At 57.2% G+C, this 17,728-nt stretch carries 17 protein-coding genes; 5 read left to right on the forward strand and 12 right to left on the reverse strand.

What is annotated here, in order from left to right; all coding sequences use genetic code 11:
- Positions 1-78: 78 nt before the first annotated feature.
- The 3 genes from BJF95_RS02550 (at position 79) to BJF95_RS02560 (ending at position 2,850) form a co-directional block, all read left to right on the forward strand.
- Positions 79-615 (forward strand): MarR family winged helix-turn-helix transcriptional regulator, encoded by a 537-nt coding sequence (locus BJF95_RS02550; RefSeq protein ID WP_075637870.1) that lies wholly within the window; start codon positions 79-81, stop codon positions 613-615.
- Positions 616-835: 220 nt separating this feature from the next.
- Positions 836-1,858: a LacI family DNA-binding transcriptional regulator gene (locus BJF95_RS02555; RefSeq protein ID WP_075637940.1), complete on the forward strand. Its 1,023-nt coding sequence runs from the start codon at positions 836-838 to the stop codon at positions 1,856-1,858.
- A gap of 29 nt (positions 1,859-1,887) precedes the next feature.
- A complete protein-coding gene (locus tag BJF95_RS02560) occupies positions 1,888-2,850 on the forward strand; it encodes a 2-hydroxyacid dehydrogenase (RefSeq protein WP_075637871.1) in 963 nt (320 codons plus the stop codon).
- Here the strand turns inward: BJF95_RS02560 and BJF95_RS02565 are convergent.
- The gene (locus BJF95_RS02565; RefSeq protein WP_075637872.1) at positions 2,840-3,604 is read right to left on the reverse strand and encodes a gamma-glutamyl-gamma-aminobutyrate hydrolase family protein; all 765 of its coding nucleotides are present in this window, start codon (positions 3,602-3,604) and stop codon (positions 2,840-2,842) included. The two genes, BJF95_RS02560 and BJF95_RS02565, sit on opposite strands and share 11 nt — an antisense overlap.
- A gap of 203 nt (positions 3,605-3,807) precedes the next feature.
- Here BJF95_RS02565 and BJF95_RS02570 point away from each other — a divergent pair, with 203 nt between their 5' ends.
- Positions 3,808-4,914 (forward strand): TRAP transporter substrate-binding protein, encoded by a 1,107-nt coding sequence (locus tag BJF95_RS02570; protein ID WP_075637941.1) that lies wholly within the window; start codon positions 3,808-3,810, stop codon positions 4,912-4,914.
- 58 nt (positions 4,915-4,972) lie between these two features.
- Here BJF95_RS02570 and BJF95_RS02575 read toward each other — a convergent pair whose 3' ends face one another.
- The 5 genes from BJF95_RS02575 to hutI are packed head-to-tail and all read right to left on the reverse strand — an operon-like array spanning position 4,973 to position 10,819.
- The gene (locus tag BJF95_RS02575) at positions 4,973-5,545 is read right to left on the reverse strand and encodes a HutD/Ves family protein (protein WP_075637873.1); all 573 of its coding nucleotides are present in this window, start codon (positions 5,543-5,545) and stop codon (positions 4,973-4,975) included.
- 1 nt (position 5,546) lies between these two features.
- Positions 5,547-7,220 (reverse strand): urocanate hydratase, encoded by a 1,674-nt coding sequence (gene hutU / locus BJF95_RS02580; RefSeq protein ID WP_075637942.1) that lies wholly within the window; start codon positions 7,218-7,220, stop codon positions 5,547-5,549.
- A gap of 2 nt (positions 7,221-7,222) precedes the next feature.
- A complete protein-coding gene (gene hutG / locus BJF95_RS02585; protein ID WP_075637874.1) occupies positions 7,223-8,035 on the reverse strand; it encodes an N-formylglutamate deformylase in 813 nt (270 codons plus the stop codon).
- A 4-nt stretch (positions 8,036-8,039) separates the two neighbouring features.
- Positions 8,040-9,575 (reverse strand): histidine ammonia-lyase, encoded by a 1,536-nt coding sequence (gene hutH / locus BJF95_RS02590; protein WP_075637875.1) that lies wholly within the window; start codon positions 9,573-9,575, stop codon positions 8,040-8,042.
- Entirely contained in the window at positions 9,572-10,819 is a 1,248-nt protein-coding gene (gene hutI / locus BJF95_RS02595) for an imidazolonepropionase (RefSeq protein ID WP_075637943.1), read from the reverse strand. Before hutI ends, hutH begins: the two co-directional genes overlap by 4 nt.
- 125 nt (positions 10,820-10,944) lie before the next feature.
- Here hutI and BJF95_RS02600 point away from each other — a divergent pair, with 125 nt between their 5' ends.
- Positions 10,945-12,294, forward strand: coding sequence for a formimidoylglutamate deiminase (locus tag BJF95_RS02600; protein WP_075637876.1), 1,350 nt, complete (start codon positions 10,945-10,947; stop codon positions 12,292-12,294).
- Between the two features lie 104 nt (positions 12,295-12,398).
- Here the strand turns inward: BJF95_RS02600 and BJF95_RS02605 are convergent, their stop codons facing one another.
- From BJF95_RS02605 to BJF95_RS02630, 6 genes are all read right to left on the reverse strand, one after another.
- Positions 12,399-13,766, reverse strand: a complete 1,368-nt coding sequence (locus BJF95_RS02605) for an LLM class flavin-dependent oxidoreductase (RefSeq protein WP_075637877.1) — start codon at positions 13,764-13,766, stop codon at positions 12,399-12,401.
- A gap of 19 nt (positions 13,767-13,785) precedes the next feature.
- A complete protein-coding gene (gene hutC, locus BJF95_RS02610; protein ID WP_075637878.1) occupies positions 13,786-14,535 on the reverse strand; it encodes a histidine utilization transcriptional repressor HutC in 750 nt (249 codons plus the stop codon).
- Entirely contained in the window at positions 14,532-15,323 is a 792-nt protein-coding gene (locus tag BJF95_RS02615) for an amino acid ABC transporter ATP-binding protein (protein WP_075637879.1), read from the reverse strand. Before BJF95_RS02615 ends, hutC begins: the two co-directional genes overlap by 4 nt.
- Positions 15,320-15,988 carry an amino acid ABC transporter permease gene (locus tag BJF95_RS02620; RefSeq protein ID WP_075637880.1) on the reverse strand — a complete coding sequence of 223 codons (669 nt, stop codon included), beginning with the start codon at positions 15,986-15,988 and terminating at the stop codon, positions 15,320-15,322. The genes BJF95_RS02615 and BJF95_RS02620 overlap by 4 nt, the downstream gene beginning before the upstream one ends.
- Positions 15,985-16,626: an amino acid ABC transporter permease gene (locus BJF95_RS02625; protein ID WP_075637881.1), complete on the reverse strand. Its 642-nt coding sequence runs from the start codon at positions 16,624-16,626 to the stop codon at positions 15,985-15,987. The genes BJF95_RS02620 and BJF95_RS02625 overlap by 4 nt, the downstream gene beginning before the upstream one ends.
- A 100-nt stretch (positions 16,627-16,726) precedes the next feature.
- Positions 16,727-17,554, reverse strand: coding sequence for a transporter substrate-binding domain-containing protein (locus BJF95_RS02630; protein ID WP_075637944.1), 828 nt, complete (start codon positions 17,552-17,554; stop codon positions 16,727-16,729).
- Positions 17,555-17,728 lie beyond the last annotated feature (174 nt).

Consider the following 17,728-nt stretch of genomic DNA (forward strand, 5'->3'; position numbering starts at 1 on the left):
GGTTTTTGGCTATGGATCAAGGTGATTGAGAGAACTGACAGTGATACCAGCACTCACGCTTGCGACTGTAGAGGAAAAATGGCCAAAAAGGACAAGTCCGAAAAGAAGAAAAAGTCTGGCAAGCTGAAAACAGCGGCCAAAGACGATATGCTTCTTGCCCATGGCGATCTGGGCATGGCGATGACACAGGCGGCACGCAGCTTTCGCACCGTGCAAACGCGTAAGCTGGCGCAATGTGGCCTTTATGCCGGGCAGGAAGGTGTTGTGCTGTTGCTGGCCAGCGAAAATGGTTTGACCACCGGCCATTTGGCGCAAAAGCTGGGCGTGAAAGCGCCAACCATGACCCGCACCATTGGCCGCATGGAGGCGCAAGGATTTCTCGAGCGTAAGGGATCGGATACCGATGCCCGGCTGACAAAAGTGTATTTGACTCCGATGGGGCAGGCGACGGTGGAGCGGATTTTTGCCGCCAATGAGGCTGTTGTAGGGCAAGCGACACACGGCATGAGCGGCAAAGATGTCAAGCAACTTTTAAAACTACTGGCCTTGATGGACCGCAATCTTCATGGCAGCGGGGCGGAGATTGAGGAAAATATTGAAGAACACATCGAGTGAGCCGGTTTTTACTTCTGAAAATTATTGCCTTCTGCTATTCAACACTTTAATTAAAAATTTTAATTGGGGTGTCGGAGAGGCTTCGCAACGCGGTCCGATGCCTATTGCATAATTCCTTAAATCGGAATCGATTTAAGGAATTATGCAGCAGATCAAAAGTGTTACAGCGTCCTTTGTGCGCCATATATGGCGCACAAAGGACGCTGTTGGGAGGGGAAACGTGGCGCAAAAAATTAAACTCTCGACCATTGCGGACAGTTTGGGTCTGTCGACAGCGACGGTATCTCTGGCCTTGCGCGATAGTCCGCTGGTGGCGGCTGAAACGCGCGAAAAGATCAAGGATCAGGCCCGCGCGCTGGGTTATATCTACAATCGCCGTGCGGCCAGCCTGCGCACGTCGCGCTCAGGCATTATCGGTGTTGTGGTGCATGACATCATGAACCCGTTTTACGGCGAAATTCTCAAAGCCATTGAGAGCGAGTTGGACCGCAGCCGCCAGACCTTTATTCTGTCCAACCATTATGACTCGGTGGAAAAGCAGCGCAACTTTATTGAAACGCTGCTGCAGCTGGGTGGGGATGGGGTGATCATGTCGCCTGCCATCGGCTCGCCGCCGGAAGATGTGATGCTGGCCGAAGACAATGGCATGCCCGCCATTTTGATCGCCCGCTCCATGGAAGGCCTCGCGCTGCCGACCTATCGCGGTGATGACACCTACGGCATTTCGCTGGCCACCAACCATTTGATTGGCCTTGGCCACCGGGTGATTGCCATGGTCGGCGGCACCGACCAGACATCCACCGGGCGCGACCGTTATCAGGGCTATGTCAATGCGCTGCGCAAGGCTGGCATTGAGGTGGACCCCGAATTGCGCATTCCCGGCCCGCGCACCAAGCAGGGCGGTTTTGAAGCGGCGGTGAATTTTCTTTCCTTGCCGCAAAAGCCGACAGCCGCCGTTTGTTGGAACGATCTGGTGGCGATTGGCCTGATGAATGGTGTGTCGCGTGCCGGTTTGGTGCCGGGGCGCGATATTTCGGTGACCGGCTATGATGATCTTGAGGAAGCCTCGATTGCAACGCCTTCGCTCACCACGGTGTGGAACGGCCAGGCGGAAGTGGGAAGGCTTGCAGCGCGCGCGCTTCTGGATAAGCTGGCGGGTAGCCACGAGCCGGATGGCATGCACCTGATCAAGCCGGAAATGCGCATTCGCCAATCCACCGGGCCGATTAAACACCGAGATTGATGCAGATTCATAGATTGATAGAGAGCGATATGATTGCTGGTAGACCTGTTATTTTGATTCCTGGGAAAATTCATCCACGGGTGCTGGAGCGTCTCACCCCTGTTTTTGACGTGTTGCAAACGCCCGTTGGTCAGCCGGTAGAGCTGAGCGAGGCCGATGCTGCCCGCGTGCGTGGCATTGCCATTGCCGGATCAGTGCCCGCTGCCTTGATGGAGAAATTGCCAAACCTGCAAGTGATCGCCAACTTCGGCGTCGGCTATGATGGTGTTGATGTGGCGGCTGCCGCCAAGCGCGGTGTGATTGTGACCAATACGCCTGACGTGCTGGATGATGAAGTGGCCGATACCACCATTGCCCTGCTGCTCAACACATTGCGCCAGTTTTATGCAGCAGAAAGCTATTTGCGCGCGGGCCGTTGGGAAAAGGAAGGTGCATTTGCGCTGACACCTTTGTCTCTGCGGGGCCGTCACGTGGGGCTCTACGGTCTTGGCCGAATTGGTGGTGAGATTGCCAGTCGCCTCGAGCCGTTCAAGGTCAAGATCAGCTATCACACGCGCAATCCAAAGCCGGGCGTGTCTTATGGCTATCAGCCATCGCTGAAAGCTTTGGCAGAAGCGGTGGATACGCTGATCTGTATTGTGCCGAAAACGGCTGAAACCCATAAGGCCATTGACGCTGATATTTTGAAAGCGCTCGGCGCCAATGGCGTGGTGATCAATGTAGGTCGCGGCTGGAGCATGGATGAAGAGGCGCTGATTGCCGCCCTGAAGGACGGCACGATTGCGGCAGCCGGTCTTGACGTGTTCTACGACGAGCCAAAAGTGCCATCTGAGCTTTTGGATCTGCCCAATGTCTCACTGCTGCCGCATGTGGCATCAGCCTCTGTGCACACGCGCAATGCTATGGCCGATCTGGTGGCGGATAACCTGATCGGCTGGTTTGAAAATGGCGTGGTGAAAACGCCAGTTCCAGAAACCCCTGTTAAGGCTTAACGGCTTTCGATGCCGCATACTCTCGCGCTGCCGCCCCAAAGGCTTCAAACAAGGCGCGGGAGGGGGCATCGCTCTCGGCCCAATATTCCGGATGCCATTGCACGCCGACAGCAAAGCCCTTTGCATCAATGACTGAGACGGCTTCAACGGTGCCATCTTCGGCCAGCGCTTCGGCCTGCAAACGCGGGGCAATGGTGGAAATGGCCTGCCGGTGCAGCGAATTGATCTGAATGCTACCCTCCGTGCCGAGATAGCGGGCAATGCAGGAGCCTTGCCTGATGTTCACAAGCTGGCGGATGGCATAGGCCGCATCCCGATCTTCCGTAGGTGGTTTGCGGTGATCCCAATTGCCCGGTTGGTCTTGAATTTCGGTGGCCAGCGTGCCGCCCAGCGCCACATTCAATTCCTGAATGCCGCGGCAAATGGCCAGAAGTGGCACCCCGCGTTCAATGGCGCGACGAATCAGTGGCAGTGATGTTGCATCACGGGCGGGATCAAACGGGCCGTGGCTCTCGGTGGCTTCTACGCCATAAAGCGAGGGATGCACATTGCTGGGTGAGCCGGAAATCACCACGCCATCAACGCGATCAAGAACGGCGTCGATATCGGCACCGGTTTCGAGGGCAGGGATGAGCACGGGCATAGCCCCTGCCACTTTCAGCGTGGCATTGACATATTGATCCAGCACGCAATGCCAGTTTGATCCGTTGATGTCTTTAAAATCGGCAGGAATCGCAACAAGAGGCTTGGACATGGGATGCTTTCGAAAATCGATGGAGTGATGCTGTTTTTGACCTGTTTGAAAATGAAGTCAACGATGATGAGAAATGGGCATCAACTTTAGTTGTAACAAGGGGGTGTGCTTGCTTGCGTTGCCCCTCGCAACATGATTACTTCCTTGCATGGTCTCTCGGAGGGGAGATGACGCGTGAGTTTAACCGCAATGGGGAGGGTCTGATGGATCGTCGTGGATTTTTGAAAAATGCTGGCGTTGGCACTGTGGGGACAGTGGCTGCAGCCACACTTGCAGCACCGGCAATTGCGCAATCATTGCCTAAAATCACCTGGCGTTTGACGTCTTCCTTCCCAAAATCGCTGGATACGATTTATGGCGGCGCGGAAGATATTGCCGCGCGCGTTTCTGCGGCAACCGATGGCAATTTCCAAATTCAGGTGTTTGCCGCAGGCGAAGTGGTGCCGGGTTTGCAGGCCGCTGATGCGGTGGGCGCTGGCACAGTCGAAATGTGCCACACCTGCTCCTATTATTACGTGGGCAAAGACCCAACCTTTGCCATTGGCTCGGCCATTCCTTTTGGCCTCAATGCGCGTTTGACCAATGCCTGGTTTTATCAGGGCAATGGCAATAAATTGATGAATGAATTCTGGGCCAAGCACAAGATTTACGGCATTGTGGCTGGCAACACCGGTGCGCAGATGGGGGGATGGTTCCGCCGCGAAATCAACACGGTGGATGACATCAAGGGCGTAAAAATGCGCATTGCCGGCCTGGCTGGCAAGGTGATCGAAAAGCTGGGCGGCGTGCCGCAGCAGATTGCCGGTGGCGATATTTATCCAGCGCTGGAAAAAGGCACGATTGATGCCGCCGAGTGGATTGGCCCTTATGACGACCACAAGCTGGGCTTCTATAAGGTGGCAAAATATTATTACTACCCAGCATTCTGGGAAGGTGGTCTTGCCATCCACGCCTTTGTCAATCTCGACAAATGGAACGATCTTCCCCCTGCCTACAAGACCGCTTTGGAAGATGCCTGCGCTTTTGCCAACACCAATATGATGGCAAAATACGACCTTAAAAACCCCGTGGCCATCAAACAGATCGTCTCGGAAGGGGCGGTGCTCAAACCCTTCAGCCAGGATATTCTTGACGCCTGCTTCAAGGCTTCCATGGAAGTCTATGCCGAGATCAATGCGAAAAACCCTGACTTCAAGAAGATCTATGATGACCAGAACGCTTTCAAGCGCGAGGCCTATCTGTGGATGCAGCTGTCAGAATATACCTATGATACGTTTATGATGATCCAACAGCGCGGCGGCAAGCTGTAATTCGATCTTGATGTTGTAAGGCTTTGCAGTCCGTCAGAAAAGGCGGACTGTTTTCTGTTTAACCGATTGGTTGCAGCTCAATCATCAGCAGATGAAGCATGTCATCGGCGATTATGCTGATGTGCTCACCCGCGTTCAGCATGACGCTTGAGAAGGCAGGGATGTCGATTGCTCTCTCGCTGGCTTCAACCACTGCTGCCGTTTCGAACACCAATATCATTTCTGTCTTGGCGCTGACATTGAGCGGTCCTGCACCATGATGGCGGCGCATGCTATGTTGATAGCGCCCGCGTCGGGTCATGATGTTGAGATCGATGGTCGGCCCGCCGAGATTGGTGGAGGAAATGGCCCATTCGCCCGCAAAGGCGAAGGGCTGCCCATAGGGTGCCAGCACCATGCTATCTCCGTCTGGCAGATCGAGGCGCAAGCCTTCGCCATCCAAAAGCGCAATGCTGCGATCCACGCCGGGAAAGAGGGAAAATGGTCCATCCTCTCCGACATGGGCGATGGAGAGGCGCCAGTCAAACGTCTCCATCGTGCTGCCAACGGGAAAGGCCATGATCTCTTCAGTCAGGCCCTTGCCGTTTTTCCATGGCATCCGCGTGTAGTCTTCGCGCTGGATGATGCGCATGTCAGTTGCCCAAAATGCCCGGAAGACGCAGGCCTTTTTCCTTGGCGCAATCGAGGGCAATGTCATAGCCCGCATCGGCATGGCGCATGACGCCTGTGGCCGGGTCATTCCACAACACCCGCTCCAAGCGCCGGGCGGCATCATCGGTGCCATCGGCGCAGATGACCATGCCCGAATGCTGGCTAAAGCCCATGCCAACCCCACCGCCATGGTGCAACGACACCCATGTGGCACCCGAGGCGCAATTGAGCAGCGCGTTCAGGAGCGGCCAATCAGACACGGCATCCGAGCCATCTTTCATCGCCTCAGTCTCGCGGTTGGGCGAGGCGACGGAGCCAGAATCCAGATGGTCACGACCAATCACCACCGGCGCTTTCAACTCGCCGCTGCGCACCATCTCGTTGAAGGCCAGACCGAGCTTGTGGCGATCGCCCAGACCCACCCAGCAGATGCGGGCGGGCAGGCCCTGAAAGGCAATACGTTCGCGGGCCATATCCAGCCAATTGTGCAGGTGTTTGTTGTCGGGCAGCAATTCCTTTACCTTGGCATCGGTCTTGTAAATATCCTCTGGATCGCCTGACAGAGCCGCCCAGCGGAACGGACCAATGCCCCGGCAAAACAGCGGGCGGATATAGGCAGGCACAAAGCCGGGGAAGGCAAAGGCATTTTCCAGCCCTTCTTCCTTGGCAACTTGGCGAATATTGTTGCCATAATCCAGCGTCGGCACGCCCATGTTCCAGAAATCCACCATGGCGGCGACATGCACTTTCATCGAGGCGCGGGCAGCAAGCTCCACCGCTTTCGGATCGCTCTCTTGCTTGGCGCGCCATTCGGCCACCGTCCAGCCAGACGGCAGATAGCCGTTGATCGGGTCATGGGCCGAGGTCTGGTCGGTGACAATATCGGGGCGGATACCGCGCTTCACCAGTTCCGGGAAAATATCGGCAGCATTGCCAATCAGGCCCACGGATTTGGCTTCGCCCGCCTTGGTCCATTGGTCAATCAGGGCCAGCGCCTCATCCAGCGTGTGGGCTTTGGCATCGACGTAGCGGGTGCGCAGACGGAAATCCACGCGGGTTTCATCGCATTCCACCGCAAGGCAGCAGGCCCCGGCCATCACGGCAGCCAGCGGCTGTGCGCCACCCATGCCGCCGAGACCGCCCGTAAGTATCCACTTACCTTTAAGATTACCGTTATAGTGCTGGCGACCGGCTTCCACGAAGGTTTCATAGGTGCCCTGCACAATGCCTTGCGTGCCAATGTAGATCCACGAGCCTGCGGTCATCTGGCCATACATGGCCAGACCCTTTTTATCCAGCTCGTTGAAGTGATCCCATGTGGCCCAATGGGGCACGAGGTTGGAATTGGCAATCAGCACTCGCGGCGCGTCTTTATGGGTTTTGAACACACCCACCGGCTTGCCCGATTGCACAATCAGCGTTTCTTCTTCCGTCAGGGTTTTCAGCGTGGCAACAATGCGGTCAAAATCCTCCCAGGTGCGGGCGGCACGGCCAATGCCGCCATAGACGACCAGCTCATGCGGGCGCTCGGCCACGTCGGGGTCGAGGTTGTTCATCAACATGCGCAAGGGGGCTTCGGTCATCCAGCTCTTGGCGGACAGTTCCGTGCCGGTTGCAGCCCGCACATCGCGGATATTGTGGCGTGGGTTGGTCATGATCATTCCCCCTTTTGTTTTAGCTGAAATGCGATTTGCTCGATCCGTTCCAGAATGGCTTTGAGATGCACCCGTAAGCGCTCTGCCTTTTCCTCGTCATAGGCAAAGGGCGGGGCCTCTGTGGCGAGATGTGAGCCTTGCGCCAGCTCCATCTGAATGGCGTGAATGCCGGTGTCTGGTTTGCCATAATGGCGCGTGGTCCAGCCGCCCTTGAAGCGGCCGTTGAGGATGGATGTGTAATCCGTGGCTGACGCTGCAATCTCCACCGTTGCGGCTTCAATGGCTGGATCGCAGGTGCGGCCCATATCGGTGCCAATGTTGAAATCCGGCAGGCGGCCTTCAAACAGGAATGGAATATCGCCCCGGATGGAGTGGCAGTCATACAGCACCGCTACGCCATGAATGGCTTTGACGCGCTCAATCTCCGCCAGAAGGGCTGCGTGATAGGGTGCGTGAAAGGCGCTCAAACGCTCAGCAATATCTGCCTCGGTCGGTTCCTGCCCATCAATCCAGATCGCTTGTCCGTCAAAATCCGTCTCTGGAATAAGCCCCGTGGTGTTCTGCCCCGGATAGAGGCTCACCCCCGCCGGATCACGATTGGCATCAATCACATAGCGATGGAACGTGGCACGCACCGTGGTGATGTTTGGCAGCAGGCCAGCATAGAGATTGTGGATATGCCAATCGGTATCGGCCAGCAGTTTGCCGTTATCGTTGAGGCGCTCCCAGATGGCAGGCGGCACATCGGTTCCCGTGTGCGGGAAGGCGAGAATGACGGGGGAGGTGCCTTGGGTTATTTCGAATAATGTGGTCATCACCTTACCCCTCCAACCCCGGCAAAATCCCGGCCGATACACTGCCCACCAAAGCCCCATCGGCCACCAGCGTGGAAGCCGCAGCCAAATCCGGGGCCATAAACCGATCGACTTCCAGCGTTGGCACCACGGTGCGCAGCGTATCGATGGCCTTTTGCAGCTCCGGGCTGGTGGTCAGGGGCGCGCGAAATTCCACGCCTTGCGCTGCCGTCAAAGCCTCAATGCCAATGATGGCAAACAGGTTTTCGGTCATTTGCAAAAGCCGCCGCGCGCCGTGGCAGGCCATGGACACATGGTCCTCCTGATTGGCCGATGTTGGTGTACTATCCACCGAGGCCGGATGGGCCATCTGCTTGTTTTCACTCATCAGGGCGGCAGAGGTGACTTCGGCAATCATAAGACCGGAATTCAGGCCCGGTTTCTTGGCCAAAAACGCTGGCAAACCATAGGACAAGGCCGGATCGACCAAAAGCGCAATGCGTCTTTGTGAAATGGCTCCGATTTCGCACACAGCAATGGCAATCTGATCGGCAGCAAACGCCACCGGCTCGGCATGGAAATTGCCGCCAGACACTACGCTGTCATCGGAGAGCACCAGCGGATTATCGGTCACCGCATTGGCCTCGATTTCCAAGGTGCGAGCGGTCATCCGCAGCAGATCGAGGCAAGCTCCATCCACCTGCGGCTGGCAGCGGATGCAATAGGGGTCTTGCACGCGCTCATCGCCATCCAGATGGCTTTGGCGGATGACGGAGCCATCCAGCAAGGCCCGCAAGCTGGCAGCCGTATCGATCTGGCCCTTATGGCCGCGAAGGGTGTGAATATCGGCGGTAAACGGTGCCGAGGAGCCCATGGCCGCATCGGTGGACATCGCCCCTGTAATAAGTGCGGCTTGAGCGGCGCGATGGGCGCGGAAAAGCCCGGCCAAGGCCAAGGCGGTGGAGGCCTGCGTGCCATTGATCAGCGCCAGCCCTTCTTTTGCAGCGAGCGTCACGGGCGTTAGGCCAGCCCGTTCCAGCGCAAGTTTGCCCGGCAGTTTTTCGCCTTGATAGAAGGCTTCTGCCTCGCCCATCATCACTGCCGCCATGTGGGCCAGCGGCGCGAGATCGCCCGACGCTCCCACAGACCCCTTTTCCGGGATCAGCGGAATAACGCCCTTTTCCAGCATGGCCTCAAGCAACCGCACCAGCTCCAGCCGCACGCCCGAAGCGCCACGGCCCAGCGAAATCAGCTTAAGCGACAGGATCAGTCGCACGATATTCTCAGCCAGCGGCGCACCGACGCCGCAGCAATGGGAGAGAATGAGATTACGCTGAAGCGTGGCGGTATCGGCGGCATCAATCTTGATGGAGGCCAGTTTGCCAAAGCCGGTGTTGACGCCGTACACTGGCTCATTGCCTGCCGCAATCGCGGCAATCCGGGCTGCTGCCCTCTCAATGCCCGCATCAAAGCTGCGATCCAGCACAGCTGGTTCGCCCTGCCAATAAATCTTAGCCAGATCAGCCAGCGGCACGGAGCCAGGGTGAAGGGTAATGGTCATAGTGCCCCCTTGTTGAAAGGTGTTGTCGTGTCCTCACCGCGCCATACCCGCGCGTAAAGCGGGTTAAAGCCCATGCGGTAGACAAGCTCAGACAGTTCAGAAATGTCCCATATGGCCAGATCAGCCGATTTTCCGGCCTCCAGCGTGCCAATCTCATCCAGCCGACCCAGTGCGCGGGCGGCCTCGCGGGTGACGCCTGCTATGCATTCTTCCACCGTCATGCCAAACAGGGTAGCACCCATGTTCATGGTCAGCAGCAGCGAGGTGAGCGGTGAGGTGCCGGGGTTGTTGTCGGTGGCCAGCGCCATTTTTGTGCCGTGCTGGCGAAAGAGATCAATCGGCGGCTTTTTCGTCTCGCGGATAAAGTAAAAGGCACCCGGCAGCAGCACTGCCACGGTTCCTGCTTCCGCCATGGCTTTCGCCCCTGCCGCATCGGTATATTCCAGATGATCGGCCGAGAGTGCGCCATAGTCAGCAGCAAGAGCAGCACCGGAAAGATTGGAAAGCTGATCGGCGTGAAGTTTCACCGGCAGGCCCAGTGCGTGTGCCGCATCAAAAACCACGCGCATTTCAGCGGGTGAGAAGGCAATGCCCTCGCAAAACCCATCCACGGCATCCACAAGCCGCTCAGTATGGGCCGCTTTCAGCCCGGGAAGTACCACCTCGCGGATAAAATCGCCATTGCGGCCCTTGTATTCGGCAGGCGTGGCATGGGCTCCGAGATAGGTGGTGGTGATGGACACAGGGCGGGTATCGCCAAGTTTGCGCGCCGCGCGCAACATTTTCAGCTCGTCTTCCACGGTCAAGCCATAGCCGGATTTGACCTCGATGGTGGTCACACCTTCTGCCATCAGCGCGTCTAGACGCGGCAGGGTTTCGCGCAGCAAATCCGCTTCGCTGGCCGTACGGATCTTGGATACGGATGAGACAATACCACCACCTGCCCGGGCAATCTCCTCGTAGCTGGCACCTGCCAACCGCATTTCAAATTCATGGGCGCGATTGCCGGCGTGCACCAGATGAGTGTGGCAATCCACGAGGCCGGGGGTGATCCAGCGGCCCTCGCAATCGGTTACATCAGCAGCATTCAGCAGGCTGATTGGCAGTTCGCCCATGGGTCCAGCGTAAACAATCTGCCCGCCGCGCACCATAAGCGCGGCATCCTCGATAATGCCGAGGCCTGAGAGATGCGGATTGAGCGTTGCCAACCGCGCATTGGTGAAAATGCGATCCCGATCTGTCATGCTGATCCCTTGTTTTTGCGGCTCAGGCTGCATTGCGCCTGATCGATTTTCCTATTATGTATATACTTAATGAGCCCATGCGCAAGACAGAAAAGGCGCAAGCCAGAAAATGAGAGGGGAAAGCCATGACGACACTCTACGCAAAACAGGCACTGTTGCCAGATGGTTGGGTCAAGGATGTACGGCTGACGCTGAAAGACCGCTCCATTTTTGCCATTGAGCAGGATGTTGAGGCGCAAGCGGGTGATGAGCGGCACGAGATTTTGCTGCCCGCCATTGCCAATTTGCACAGTCATGCCTTTCAGCGCGGCATGGCAGGCTTGGCAGAGCTGCGCGGGCCGGACAGTGATAGTTTCTGGAGCTGGCGCACGGTAATGTATCGCTTTGCCCTGACGATGAGCCCGGACCAGATGCAGGCCATTGCCGCGCAGTTGTATGTGGAAATGCTGGAAGCAGGCTTTGGCCGGGTGGGCGAGTTCCACTATCTGCATCATGACCGCGATGGCAGTGCTTTCGCCAACCGTGCCGAGATGGCCGAGCGCATTGTGGGGGCGGCGGAAGAGACCGGCATTGGCCTCACCTTATTGCCGGTGTTTTATGCCCATTCCGGCTTCGGGGGTCTGGCTCCCAACGAGGGCCAGCGGCGGTTTATCAATGATCTTGATGGCTTTGCGGATTTGCTGGAGGGGGCGAAAAAAGCGTCCTCCCGTTTACCCGGTAGCGTCACAGGCATTGCACCCCACAGCCTGCGGGCCGTGACCCCGGCAGAACTATCCGCCCTACAACAGCTTTCTTTCGATGGCCCCATCCATATTCACGTGGCCGAGCAGGTAAAGGAAGTGGAAGATTGCGTGGCGTGGTCTGGAAAGCGCCCGGTGCAATGGCTGCTGGACAATGCCGATCTCACCCAGCGCTGGTGCTTGATCCATGCCACCCATATGACAGAAGATGAGACTGTACGGATGGCAAAAAGCGGTGCGATTGCCGGTCTTTGCCCGATCACCGAGGCCAATTTGGGTGATGGCACGTTTAACGCGTCGGTGTTTTTGGAGCAGGGCGGACGTTTTGGGGTCGGCTCCGATTCCAACATCCTGATTGGCATTGCCGATGAGCTGCGTCAGCTGGAATATTCGCAGCGTCTGGCGCATCGCGCCCGTAACGTCATGGCTGTGCCCGGTGGATCGACCGGGCGGTATTTGTTTGACGGTGCCGTTGTGGGTGGGGCTGCGGCCTTGATGGCTGACGATGGCTTGGCGGTGGGCAAGTCGGCTGATGTTGTCAGTCTCAAGCCACGACCTGACCTTGGTTTGAGTGGGGATCAGATTTTGGATAGTTTCATCTTTGCCAATGGCGCTATGGTGGATTGCGTTTGGGTCGGTGGTGCTAAGCAGGTGGAAGCTGGGCGGCACATTGCGCGGGAGCGAATTGCGGCACGGTTTGCGGGCGTGATGCGGGATTTGATGACATCGTTTTGAGGCGGCAATGGTTGGCGTTGGCGCAAGTCACCCCCCTCTGGCTTGCCAGCCATCTCCCCCCTTGAGGGGGAGATGGTCGGCAGACCAGAGGGGGGCGATCTTGCTCAGGTCTCTTTGGCAATCCCACCATTCCGCGCCGCCGCATACCGATTGACCGGCATCGACAAGCCCAAATTTTCCCGCAAGGTCTTGCCCTCATACTCTTCCCGGAACAGCCCGCGCCTGCGCAGTTCCGGCAGCACCAGCTTTACGAAATCATTCAAGCTGGCGGGCAGAGTGGGTAGCATCAGAATAAAGCCATCGGCGGCTCCGGCCTGAAACCATTCTTCCATGAAATCGGCGATCTCGGTGGGGGTGCCGGTGATGCCGTTGCCGGTACTTTTTTCTGCGTAAAAGCGGATCAACTCGCCAACAGTGTGGCCTTCCATGATGAAATCGCGCAACCATTCAAACATGGCTTTTGAGCCTTTTGGCTCTGTGGGCAGGCGCTCCAGCGGGAAGGGCTGATCGAGCGCCACGCCGGAGAGATCGGCTTCCAGAAATTCCCCCAGCATCCAGCGGCCCACGTCGGGGTGTAGATTATCGATCAGGAAATCCACCTTGGCCTGGGCCTCGGCTTTGGTTTCACCGACATTGACCACCAAGCCCGGCATCAATTTCAAATCATTGGTAGAGCGGCCATATTTGGCCATGCGGCTCTTGATATTATCAGCGAAAGCCTTGTTGCGCTCCAAATTGGAGGCAAGGCTGAAGACAATTTCGGCGGTGCGGGCGGCCAGTTCCATGCCAGCTTCAGATCCGCCAGCCTGCGCAATCACCGGGCGGCCTTGCGGGCTTGCTGCAATGTTGAGCGGCCCCCGCACCTGAAAATGCTTGCCCTTGTGGTTCAGCGTGTGCAGCTTATCCTTGTCGTGGTAAAGCCCCTTTGCCTTGTCCAGCACCAATGCATCCGGCTCGAAACTATCCCATAGGCCAAACACCACATCGACGAATTCCGAGCCGCGCTCATAGCGCTCCGCATGGGGTGGCAGGCCTTCAAAACCGTAATTATAGCCGGTTTCATCATGGTCGGAGGTGACAACATTCCAGCAAGCGCGGCCACCGCTGAGATGATCAATCGAGGCGAACAGGCGAGCAATGTTGTAAGGCTCGTAATAGCTGGTGGAGGCGGTGGCGACAAAGCCGAGTTTTTCCGTCAGCACCGACAGCGCCGAAATCAGCGACAGCGGTTCAAACCGGTTCATCTTGGTGGGCGAGCGGGCCAGCGCATCGGCATCGCCAATGGCGGCGGCGGGGGAGTCGGCTAAAAACATAAAGTCGAATTTGGCCGCTTCCGAGATTTTTGCAACGTTGAGCAGGTGATCAATCTTGTTGGCCCCCTGCACATCGGCATCCGGGTGCCGCCACGCTGCCGGGTTGAAACCGAAGGTGTAGACAAAGGTTCCAAGCTTTAGTGTGTCGGTGCGGGCCATGGCGATCTCTTCTCTGTGCTCAGGCAGGGGTTAAAAGACGTTGCGAGGGGGTGAAGCGGGCGGTGACGGCGTGGCTGGCACCGGGGTAGGTGAGGCGCACTTGAGTGACGGTCTCATCCAGCCGCCAGGTCTGGCGCTCCACCACCAGAACCGGGCTGTTGGCGGCAATGTCTAAGGTTTTGGCCGCCGCATCATTGGCGGCTTCGGCGGCAATGCGGTGTTCGGCAGCGTTCCACGGAATGTGGTCCAAAAGCCACGGGCCGGGGGCCAGATCGGCAAAATCAGCATCAAGCGCCTGCGGTACGACGCCGAGATTGATAATGCGCTCTTCCAGACAAAAGGGTTTGTCATTGGCATAATGCAGGCAGGTGAGGGCCAGCAGCTTGCGGCGGGGTGCAAGAGACAGGTTGTCAGATTCAGCCTTGGTGGGAGCGCGGATGGTGCGTGCGAGAATGCCGTGATGATAGGTCTTGTCCAGTGCGATGACTTCATCGCGAATGTCGTAAATTTCCAGAATGGCGCTTTGCGAATTCTGCGGCATGACAATGCTACCGGTTTTGCGCTTGCGCAGCACCAGCCCTGCACGGGCAAGCTGGGTCAGCACCTTGTTCACCGTCATACGTGAGCAGGCATATTTCTCGGTTAGCACCTGTTCAGAGGGGATTTTATAGCCCGGCGGCCATGTCCCTGAGAGGATATTGCTCTCAATATCATCCAGAATGCGCTGGTGCAGCGATTTGCCGCGTGTGTCGATCTCGTCTGTCATCATGCCAGCATCGATGCACCGCGATCCAGATAGGTGTCAAGGAACTGCTCCAACCTTGGATGGCGCGGCTTGGCAAAAACATCCGATGGTGCGCCGGTGAACAACAGCTTGCCGTGATCGAGAAAGCTGATCTGCTGGCCCACTGTGGCGGCAAAGCCAATCTCGTGGCTGACCACCACCATGGTCATGCCCTCCGCTGCCAAGTCGCGCATCACGGTCAGGACTTCGCCGGTCAATTCGGGGTCGAGTGCCGAGGTGGGCTCATCAAACAGCATGATTTTGGGCTGCAAGGCGAGTGCGCGGGCAATGGCCACGCGTTGCTGCTGACCACCGGAGAGTTGGGAGGGATAGTGGCCTGCGCGGTTTTCCAGCCCCACCTTTTTCAGCTGCACCATGGCGCGGTCTTCGGCCTCGCGCTTTGGCACTTTGTGCACGGTCTTCAACGCTTCTGATACATTGCCAAGCGCCGTCATATGCGGCCAGAGATTGAACTGCTGAAACACCATGCCGATTTTGGAGCGCACAGTGCGGATCTGGGCGGCGGGCAGGCGTTCGCGCTGACCATCAGGGCGCTCAAAATAGCCAAGCGCCTCGCCGCTGATGGTGATCATGCCTTCGCTGGCCTCTTCCAGAAAGGCCATGCAGCGGAGCAGCGTGCTTTTGCCGGAGCCGGAAGGGCCGATCAGGCAGGAAACTTTACCTTCCGGGATCTCCAGATTGATGTCACTCAACACGGTGTTGGGGCCAAAACGCTTGACGAGCTTGGATATGGAAATGGCGGGAAGCGTCATGGCGCGGAAAACCTCAATCTGCTCAAACGGGCTTCAGTCTTGCGGGCCGCCCAGGCGGTGGCCTCCACAATGACCCAGTAAATCACCGCCAGCACAAAAATCGCCTCCAGAAAGGCATATTGGGCCGAGCCAATGGCGCTGACGGTGGCGGTGAGTTCGGGAACGGTGATGATCGACAACACGGCCGATTCTTTCAAAAGAATGATGGCGAGATTGACGCAAGGCGGTAGCACAATCAGCGCCATTTCCGGCAGCAGAATGCGGCGGATGGTTTGAAAGCGCGTCAAGCCGAGGCATTCCGCCGCTTCCACATGGCCATGGGGAACCGAGCCATAGCCTGCGCGGAAAATTTCCGAATAATAGGCGGCGGAATAGACGGTGAGGCCAATCAACCCGCAGGGGATCGGGTCCAGCGACACGCCCACATAGGGGCCGCCATAATAAACGAGGAAAATCTGGATCAGAAACGGAGTGCCGCGCAGCACTTCCACCACCAGCCCCAGCGGAATATCCAGAAATCTGCCGCCATAGCGACGCCCTGTTGCCACCAGAAAGCCAACAAAGATGCCCAGCACCATGCCGACAATCCAGATCCACAGCGTGGTGAGGGCACCACTGGCAATCTCCGGCAGGTGATCAAGAATGACTTTGGGATCAAACATCATTTGATGGCTCCCGGAAGCGCACGTTCAACTGTGCTGCTCAACAGCGCCACGCTCCAGCAGATGATCAGGTAAATCAGCCCGGCTGCTGAAAACAGTTCCAGCGGCAGATAGGTGGAGGCAGCCAGATCTTGTGCCATGCGGGTCAGCTCGACAATGCCCACCACCGACACCAGCGAGGAGGATTTGAGGATCATGATCGCTTCATTGACCAGAGCCGGAAACGTCAGCCGAAGTGCAATGGGCAGTTTGATGCGCAAGAATGTCTGCCTTTGCGAAAATCCGGCCATATCAGCGGCTTCAATCAAGCCGCGCGGCACGCTCTCAAATCCGCCCCGCAGGTTTTCGGCCTGATAGGCGGCTGTGCAGAGCGACAGGCCAATGATGGCGGCCACCACACTTGGCACGTTGATACCAATGAAGGGGAGGAGATTGTAGATCAGCAGCAATTGCACCAGCAGTGGCACGCCGCGAAAGAAGCTGATGAACAGCTTGGTCGGCATCGTATAGAGCGGCTTACCGGAAAGCATGGCAGCGGACAGGACAACGGCCAGCAGAAAACCAAAGACGATGGAAATCACGCTGATGCCCAGTGTCCACCCAGCAGCCTTGACCAGCAGGAAGAAGAGTTTGAAAGACATGGCTCTCCGGTCTTTGCGATTTTGTGGCCATCAATGAGCATGGATCGTTCAGTGTGGCAAAGAAAGAAGGGCGCTTTCACGCCCTCCCAATTGGCACATCTCAAAATGCCGGGTCTTTGACGCTGTCTGGCGTATCAAACTTGGTGCCGAACCATTTTTCCTGCAATTTTGCCATGCGGCCATCGCCCTTCATCTTGATCAGCGCGGCATCGACGGCATCAATCAGGCTGGCGTGGTCTGCATCCTTGGTGCCGATAAAGCCGAAATAGCTCTTCTTGCCAAAGGGAGGCAGAACCACTTCAAAGACACCATTGCGCTGCTTGGCCACGAAAGCAATGTTGGGCAGCGAATTGGCAACAGCCACAACGCGGCCAGCGGCCATATCGGCATAGGCATCGTTGAAGGACACGTATTCGTGGACATCAATTTTCTTGGGCAATGTAGCCGAGAATTCCTGAAGCTGGGCCAGCTGTGATGTGGCCTTGCCAACGCCGACGGCTTTGCCTGCCAGATCTTCGGGCTTGGTAATGGCCTTGTCGCTTGCCTTTTTCAGGATGGCAACCGTGGCTTCGGCGATCGGTGCCGTGAAGCGGTAACGCTCCATGCGGGCCTTGGTGATCGTGGCGGGGCCAGCGACCATATCAAACTTGCCGGCTTCCAAGGCTGGCAAAACGCCATCCCATGGCAGGGCAACCCACTCGATCTTCACGCCGAGTTCCTTGCCGATTTCGGCAAAGAGATCCACGTTGAGACCAACGTGATCGCCAGCGTCAATGAAATCGAAGGGGGCAAAAGCGGTTTCGGTGCCAACTTTCAAGGTGCCAGCGGCTTTGATCTTGGCGAGCGCATCTTCGGCATGGGCCGAAACGCTTGCGCCAAACAACAGGGCAGCACCCAGCGCCGCCTTGAGCAACAGTCTTTTCTGCATCATGATCTCTCCAGTTTTACCCGCGCCCGCAATGAGCTGTCAGGCTGCGCCATTCCCCGTTTGTTGCCAATTGTTTTGGCTTTTTGACTATACAAATAGAGCGGGGTTCAAGGCTGCTGTCAACAAAATTGTGCAAAAAAAAGCCGTGCTTATTTTGTAAGCACGGCTATGGAT

This window comes from Rhizobium oryziradicis (assembly GCF_001939045.1).
GTDB lineage: Bacteria > Pseudomonadota > Alphaproteobacteria > Rhizobiales > Rhizobiaceae > Allorhizobium > Allorhizobium oryziradicis.

What these genes read in the sequence shown, in the direction of transcription:
- hutC (WP_075637878.1), bottom strand. Translation starts at nt 14,535, where the DNA reads ATGATGACAGACGAGATCGACACACGCGGCAAATCGCTGCACCAGCGC.
- BJF95_RS02575 (WP_075637873.1), bottom strand. Translation starts at nt 5,545, where the DNA reads ATGCGCATCATCCAGCGCGAAGACTACACGCGGATGCCATGGAAAAAC.
- BJF95_RS02630 (WP_075637944.1), bottom strand. Translation starts at nt 17,554, where the DNA reads ATGCAGAAAAGACTGTTGCTCAAGGCGGCGCTGGGTGCTGCCCTGTTG.
- hutI (WP_075637943.1), bottom strand. Translation starts at nt 10,819, where the DNA reads ATGACAGATCGGGATCGCATTTTCACCAATGCGCGGTTGGCAACGCTC.
- BJF95_RS02620 (WP_075637880.1), bottom strand. Translation starts at nt 15,988, where the DNA reads ATGATGTTTGATCCCAAAGTCATTCTTGATCACCTGCCGGAGATTGCC.
- BJF95_RS02625 (WP_075637881.1), bottom strand. Translation starts at nt 16,626, where the DNA reads ATGTCTTTCAAACTCTTCTTCCTGCTGGTCAAGGCTGCTGGGTGGACA.
- BJF95_RS02565 (WP_075637872.1), bottom strand. Translation starts at nt 3,604, where the DNA reads ATGTCCAAGCCTCTTGTTGCGATTCCTGCCGATTTTAAAGACATCAAC.
- BJF95_RS02560 (WP_075637871.1), top strand. Translation starts at nt 1,888, where the DNA reads ATGATTGCTGGTAGACCTGTTATTTTGATTCCTGGGAAAATTCATCCA.
- hutU (WP_075637942.1), bottom strand. Translation starts at nt 7,220, where the DNA reads ATGACCAACCCACGCCACAATATCCGCGATGTGCGGGCTGCAACCGGC.
- BJF95_RS02615 (WP_075637879.1), bottom strand. Translation starts at nt 15,323, where the DNA reads ATGACGCTTCCCGCCATTTCCATATCCAAGCTCGTCAAGCGTTTTGGC.
- hutG (WP_075637874.1), bottom strand. Translation starts at nt 8,035, where the DNA reads ATGACCACATTATTCGAAATAACCCAAGGCACCTCCCCCGTCATTCTC.
- hutH (WP_075637875.1), bottom strand. Translation starts at nt 9,575, where the DNA reads ATGACCATTACCCTTCACCCTGGCTCCGTGCCGCTGGCTGATCTGGCT.
- BJF95_RS02605 (WP_075637877.1), bottom strand. Translation starts at nt 13,766, where the DNA reads ATGGCCCGCACCGACACACTAAAGCTTGGAACCTTTGTCTACACCTTC.
- BJF95_RS02600 (WP_075637876.1), top strand. Translation starts at nt 10,945, where the DNA reads ATGACGACACTCTACGCAAAACAGGCACTGTTGCCAGATGGTTGGGTC.
- BJF95_RS02570 (WP_075637941.1), top strand. Translation starts at nt 3,808, where the DNA reads ATGGATCGTCGTGGATTTTTGAAAAATGCTGGCGTTGGCACTGTGGGG.
- BJF95_RS02550 (WP_075637870.1), top strand. Translation starts at nt 79, where the DNA reads ATGGCCAAAAAGGACAAGTCCGAAAAGAAGAAAAAGTCTGGCAAGCTG.